The sequence below is a fragment of the Sphingomonas sp. genome (assembly GCF_040398505.1).
In the GTDB taxonomy this organism is placed as follows: domain Bacteria; phylum Pseudomonadota; class Alphaproteobacteria; order Sphingomonadales; family Sphingomonadaceae; genus Sphingomonas.
Genome location: NZ_JBBATX010000034.1, coordinates 1 through 5,998 on the forward strand (window position 1 = coordinate 1; position 5,998 = coordinate 5,998).

The 5,998-nt window shown below is 62.4% G+C and carries 6 protein-coding genes; 4 read left to right on the plus strand and 2 right to left on the minus strand.

Annotated features, from left to right (window positions below; all coding sequences use genetic code 11):
- A complete protein-coding gene (locus ABWP09_RS06385) occupies positions 1 to 699 on the minus strand; it encodes a hypothetical protein (protein WP_353204314.1) in 699 nt (232 codons plus the stop codon).
- 4 nt (positions 700 to 703) lie between these two features.
- The gene (locus tag ABWP09_RS06390; RefSeq protein WP_353204315.1) at positions 704 to 1,903 is read right to left on the minus strand and encodes a toxic anion resistance protein; all 1,200 of its coding nucleotides are present in this window, start codon (positions 1,901 to 1,903) and stop codon (positions 704 to 706) included.
- A gap of 175 nt (positions 1,904 to 2,078) precedes the next feature.
- Here ABWP09_RS06390 and ABWP09_RS06395 point away from each other — a divergent pair, with 175 nt between their 5' ends.
- The 4 genes from ABWP09_RS06395 to ABWP09_RS06410 form a co-directional block, all read left to right on the plus strand.
- On the plus strand, positions 2,079 to 4,454 hold the full coding sequence (locus tag ABWP09_RS06395; RefSeq protein WP_353204316.1) for a TonB-dependent receptor: 2,376 nt from the start codon (positions 2,079 to 2,081) through the stop codon (positions 4,452 to 4,454).
- The gene (locus ABWP09_RS06400; RefSeq protein ID WP_353204317.1) at positions 4,432 to 5,100 is read left to right on the plus strand and encodes a heme NO-binding domain-containing protein; all 669 of its coding nucleotides are present in this window, start codon (positions 4,432 to 4,434) and stop codon (positions 5,098 to 5,100) included. The genes ABWP09_RS06395 and ABWP09_RS06400 overlap by 23 nt, the downstream gene beginning before the upstream one ends.
- Entirely contained in the window at positions 5,070 to 5,477 is a 408-nt protein-coding gene (locus ABWP09_RS06405) for a hypothetical protein (RefSeq protein ID WP_353204318.1), read from the plus strand. Before ABWP09_RS06400 ends, ABWP09_RS06405 begins: the two co-directional genes overlap by 31 nt.
- Before the next feature lie 24 nt (positions 5,478 to 5,501).
- On the plus strand, positions 5,502 to 5,998 hold a 497-nt coding region (locus tag ABWP09_RS06410; RefSeq protein WP_353204334.1), incomplete at its 3' end, for a GAF domain-containing protein.

Genomic DNA, 5,998 nt, shown 5'->3' on the forward strand with positions numbered 1-5,998 from the left:
CTAAACGCTGCCCTCGTCGCGATATTTGATCTCCAGAAACCGTCCCCGCGTCGCCAGCGAATCGAGGTCGCCTTGCGCGATATGCGTCGACATCTCGCTGATCTCCGCGTCGATCAGCCGCAAACTGTCGGCGAGCTGCGCATCGGGGCTCTTGCCGTTGCGCGCGACGCCGCGCAGCGCGGGCGGGACCTTGGCGTAATCGCGCAGCAGATCGGGCAATTGCTCGCCGATCAGCTTGCGCAGTTCGGCGGCGGCGGGTTGCTGCTCGTCGAGCGTCGCGAGTTGCGGCGACAGCATGTCGAGCCGTACCCCGATCCCGTCGACCAGCGTCTGCGCCGGCGCGGGGAGCGCCTTGCGCTGCGTATCGAGCCACGCACCGGTCCGCGATGGCAGCAATTTGAGCGGCACCGTGGGAAGCTGCTCGGCGCGCACCGTCGGGGTCAGGTTCGCGAACAGCAGGAACAGCGTCACGACCATCAGCAGCGCGCCGACCAGCAGCGCACCGCCCATGCCGATCGGCATGAACCAGCCGACCAGAATCGCTGCAACAATGATCGCGAGATCCGCCCCCGCTGCCAGCGTGAGCCGCTTCGCCACGCTCGAGGCTTGCCGCCGCCGGTCCGCCAGCGCGCGCCGTTCGGCGCGCGTGCGATCGAGCACTTCGCCGGCGCGCGCAATCTGACGGCAGACATCGGTCACGGCGTCACTCCGCCTCCAGCTTGAAGCCGTCGCTCGGGCCCGACAGCTGGTTCTGCGCTGCACCCTCGGCGCGTGCGATATAGCCCTTCGACTTCTCGACTTCGCTCGACAGCGTGCCCACCGTCGCTTTCATCGATACCAGCGCCTTGGCCTTGAACGAATCGATCGCGTCCATCGTGTCATAGATGTTCTGGAACGCGCGTTGCAGCGTTTCGACCGGGATGGTCGCGGCAGCGGCCTGTTCGTGGATCGTCGCGGTCTGCGATTTCAGCAGCTTGCCGGTCGCATCGATGATGTTCGCAGTGGTCGAATTGAGCGCGGTGATCTGGTCGAGCACCAATTTCTGATTGGCCAGCGCCTGCGCTACCGTGACCGCTGTGCGCAATGCGCTGACGGTGGTGGTCGAGGCGCGATCGACGCCCTTGACCAGCTCGACATTGTTTTTCTTGACCAGATCGAGCGCGAGATAGCCCTGCACCGTCACCGCCATTTGCGTCAGCAGATCCTGCGTGCGCTGGCGCACATAGAATAACGCGCTCTCGCGAATCGCCTTGGCCTTGGCCGGGTCGCTATGGTCGAGATCGTTGGCTTTCTCTTCCAGCCGACCGTCCATTTCCTGCGACAGCACGATCATCTGCTCAAGCCGCCCCATCGCGGTCCACAGATTGGCGCGCTCGGTATCGATCGCGGCATTGTCCATCAGCAACTCGTCCTTGCCGCGCGACAAGGTCTTGAGGATCGCCGCGATGTGCGACTGCGAAGAACGGTATTTGTCGAAATAGGTGTTGAGCCCCCCGCCGAACAGCTTGCTCAGCATCCCGCGCCCGGAAATCAGCTTGCCGTTGACGCTGGGATCGAGCTTTTCGATCGTCCGGCGCAGTTCGGTGAGGTCCGCGCCAACGCCGCTTTCGCCGTCCATCGCCTTGACCGGGCGATCAAGAAAGCGATTCGACTGGTCGGCCGCCGCGCGAATTTCTTTCTGGCCCATCGCCGCGATCGCATCGACGCGCTTGCCGAATTCGGGGGAATTCACGTCCTGCGCGATCAGATCATCGACGAAATCGGCGACCTTCGCCTGTAATTTGGTGCGTACGCCATCTTCGATCGGCACCAGCCCGATCGCCTTCTCCGGCGTGACGACGGGCACGGGGGTGGGCGGGGTCAGCACCAGATCGTTCGTTTCGGTCTCTGCAGCGGTCGCCATGTCGTCACTCCGGCCAATGTCGCCTCTAGATGAAGCGGATCGCGGCCCGGTTCAAGTGTGTCATGATCGTAATACGCCCTATGTCACGCATTTTTCATCGAAACGACGCGAATCCGACGCAAGCGAACGATACCGCACTTCAATAATCCGCAGACATAAAAGGGGTTTTGCGCAAATGACTCGGTCTTTGTCGTTCGTTCTGGTCGGCATATTGCTTGGGTGCAGCTCGACTGCGGCGCTCGCCCAATCCGCGGTGCAGCCGACTGCGCCCGACGCGAACGGTCCCGACATCGTCGTCACCGCGCAGAAGCGCGAACAGAAGATTCAGGACGTGCCGATCACGGTCACCGCGGTCACCGGTGCAAAGATGCAGGAACTGGGCGTCAACTCGCTCGCCGAAGTGGCGCTCTACATCCCCGGCCTGCGCATTCAGGAGCAAAGCGCCAACAACCCAGGCTTCGTCATCCGCGGCATCACCTCGGACAGCGGCTCGTCGCAGCAGGGCGCGCGCGTCTCGCTTTATTACAATGGCATCGATATCTCGCGCACGCGCGGTGCCTATCAGGATCTGTACGATCTGGAGCGCATCGAAGTGGTGAAGGGCCCGCAGGCAACGCTGTTCGGCACCGCCTCGGCCGTCGGCGCGGTCAACCTCATCTCGGCCCAGCCGCGCGCCGGCACCTCGGCCGAACTCAACGGCTCATATGGCAATTACAATCGCGGTCAGGTCTCGGGCTTCATCAACCTTGGCAACGATACGCTGTCGGGCCGCTTGGCGTTTGCCTATAAATATCACGACGGCTTCGTCCGCAACATTGCGGGCGACCCCAATGTCCCCAACCAGAATCAGGGCAAGATCAACCAGGACGACCTCAACGGGCAGGACCAGCGCGGCGTTCGCGGCTCGCTGCGCTGGACGCCGAGCGATGCGATCACCGCGAGCCTCGTCCTCACCTATGACGGGCAGCGCAACCCCGGCACCGCCTTCCGTTCGCGCGCGCTCAGCCCCACCGGCGGCAATGGCGGCGACTATAGCTATGCCGAATTGTCGGGCTCGCCATACAGCGCCGCGGTGCTCGGCGATGCCAAGCTCGGACTGAAGCGTGACGTATACGATGCCAACTTCACGCTGACCGCACAGCTTGCGCCGGGCGTCAGCTTCACCACCGTCAACGGCTATCGCAAATTCAACAGCAACGAAGTGTTCGACGCCGATGGCGGCCCCGCCTGGTATCTCGAATTCGCCGAGGATGCGCGCGGCGATCAGTGGAGCCATGAAGGCCGCTTCAACTTTACCGGCCCGAGATATCGCGCGTCGTTTGGCTGGAACGCGTTTTTCGAAAACAATCTGCAGCGCGTTCCGTTCTCGACCGAGGAAGGCACGTACCTCGGCTGCTCGGTCACCCCGACCTTTGCCGGGATTCGAAGCCTGCTCGCCGCTAACGGCGTATCGGGTTGCGTCGCGGCGAATGGCACGGTGACCGCCGCGCGCGCCACGGCGGTGCTCACCGGCGGGGCAGCCACGCAGCTGCCGTATCAGGCGGTGTTCACCAATTACGGCACCAACGACACCTATTCGGTCTTCGCCGACGGCACCTGGATGCCGACGTCGCGGCTGGAAATCACTGCCGGCGCGCGGCTGCTGATCGAACAGCGCAAATCGGGCTACAGCTCGGTTCAGCCCAATTCGACGATCCTCGCGTCGCTCGGCATCCGCTCCAGCCTGCTCGGCACGGCCAATACCAATGGCCAGATCTTCACCGCGCAGAAAAGCTTCACCGCAGTGCTGCCGCGCGCCAACGTGCTGTATCGCGTCACCGACAGCGTCAACGTCTATGCGACGATCAGCAAGGGCCGTCGTTCGCCGGTCGTGCAGCTCAACGCAGCAACGGTCGGCGGCGTCGTGGTGCCCAATTTGCAGGTCGTGCCCGACGAAGTCGTGTGGAACTACGAAGCCGGGATCAAGGGCAAGGTCGGGCCGTTCACTGGCTCGCTTGGCGTGTTCTATCAGGATTACAATCGCTTTCAGGTTTCGGTCACCAATAATGGCGTGACAACGACCCAGAGCGCGGGCAAGGCGAGCAGCCCCGGCGTCGAGGCGGAGGGTAATCTGAAACTCGGGCGCTTCGTCTCGCTGTTCGGCAACTTCGCTTATGTCGACGGCAAGATCGCCAATAATGCCAGCTTCGGTGTCTTTTCGGGCGCGCGCTTCCGCCTGCAGCCGCAATATAGTGCATCGGGCGGCGTCACTGTGCGCGTGCCGGTGCAGGGGCTGACGCTCTATGCCACGCCGTCCGCGACCTATCAGAGCAGCGTGTTCTTCGAACTGCCCAATTCGGCGGCGATCAGCCAGGGACCCTACACCCTGGTCAACATCCGCGCCGGTGTCGAAATCGCCGACGGGCGCTACCGCATCGGCGGATTCGCCCGCAACGCGCTCGATCGCAAATATCTGATCGACGCCGGCAACACCGGCGGCGGCTTCGGGATTCCGAGCTATATTCGCGGCGAACCGCGCGTTTACGGGATTGAAATCGGCGGTAAATTCTAAGCCGGACAGGCGGGCGGCGCGTTCTGGCGCGCCGCCCGCCCGCTCCTCCATTTACGTCGCGTTCATCATTCCGCTGTCATGGGGACTCGGGAAAGTAGGGGCGACAATGAAGGGTGTGATTTTCAATCTTCTCGAAGAAGCGGTCGTCGATCAGTTTGGCGACGCCACCTGGGATGATCTGCTCGATGCCGCCGAGCTCGAAGGGGCCTACACCTCGCTGGGCAGCTACCCCGATAGCGAAATCATGGCGCTGGTGGCCGCCGCTTCAGAAAAGCTGAAGCTGTCGCCAGCGGCGATCCTGCGCTGGTTCGGCAAAAGCGCCATTCCGTCGCTAGCAATTCAATATCCTGCCTTTTTCACCGCGCCGGGCAATGTCCGCAATTTCTTGTTGAGCGTGAACGCGATCATCCACCCCGAAGTGCGCAAGCTTTACTCGGGTGCAGGGTGCCCGCATTTCCAGTTCGAGGAAATGGAGACGGGTGAATTGATCATCGGCTATTCCTCACCCCGCAAGATGTGCGCTCTGGCCGAAGGCTTTATCGTCGGCGCGGCTGATCATTTCGGCGAGACGCTAACGGTCGCGCATCGTGATTGCATGCATGATGGCAGCCCTGAATGTTCCCTGGTGGTAGAATGGGAGTCCTGAACCCCAGCGACTTCGTCACGTTAACGGGTGTCGATGAAGAGATCGTTCGACTCCGCCGCCGTCTCGCGCGTGAACGCACCGCGCGGACCACGGCAGAGGCCATTGCTGAACGTGGTCTGCGCGCGCTGTATCTGTCGCAACAGCGCATCGCATTGCTGCACCGTATCGCTGCCAAGGCGAACGCAGCGGCCGATACGCACGAAGCTTTATCGTATGCAATTGCAGAGATCTGTACCCATACCGGTTGGGCGTTGGGTCATGTCTATCTCGCCGATGATGCCAATCGCGATATGCTGGTCGCCCCGCAAATCTGGTTTGCGGCGCATCCTGAACCGCTGATGCCGTTCATCACCGAGACGCTCGAACGCACGTTTTAGCGGGGGGTCGGGCTGCCGGGGCGCGTGCTCGATACGCGCAAGCCGTTATGGTTGGTCGATCTTGGCAATGCCGATACCTTTCTTCGCCGCCATGTCGCGCGGCGCTGCGGCCTGCATTCCGCCTTTGCCTTTCCGGTCTGCGTGCAGGACGATGTCGTCGCCGTAATGGAATTTTTCGCGCGCGAGAATCTGGCGGAGGATGCCGAATTTCTCGATCTGATGAAACAGATCGGCGTTCAGCTTGGCCGCGTGATCGAACGCGAGCGCTTGACCGCGAAACTCTATTTCGATGCGCTGCATGATTCCTTGACCGGTCTTCCCAATCGCGCGCTCTTTGCCGAACGAGTCTCGATTGCGCTCGAGCGGCGCGAACGGTGCCCCGATTACGGCGTCGCGGTCCTGTTTCTCGATCTCGACGGTTTCAAATTTATCAACGACAGCCTTGGCCATCAGGTCGGCGATGAAGTGCTGGTGGCCACCGCGCGGCGGCTGGCCGATGTGCTGGCAGCGCAAGCGGCAGC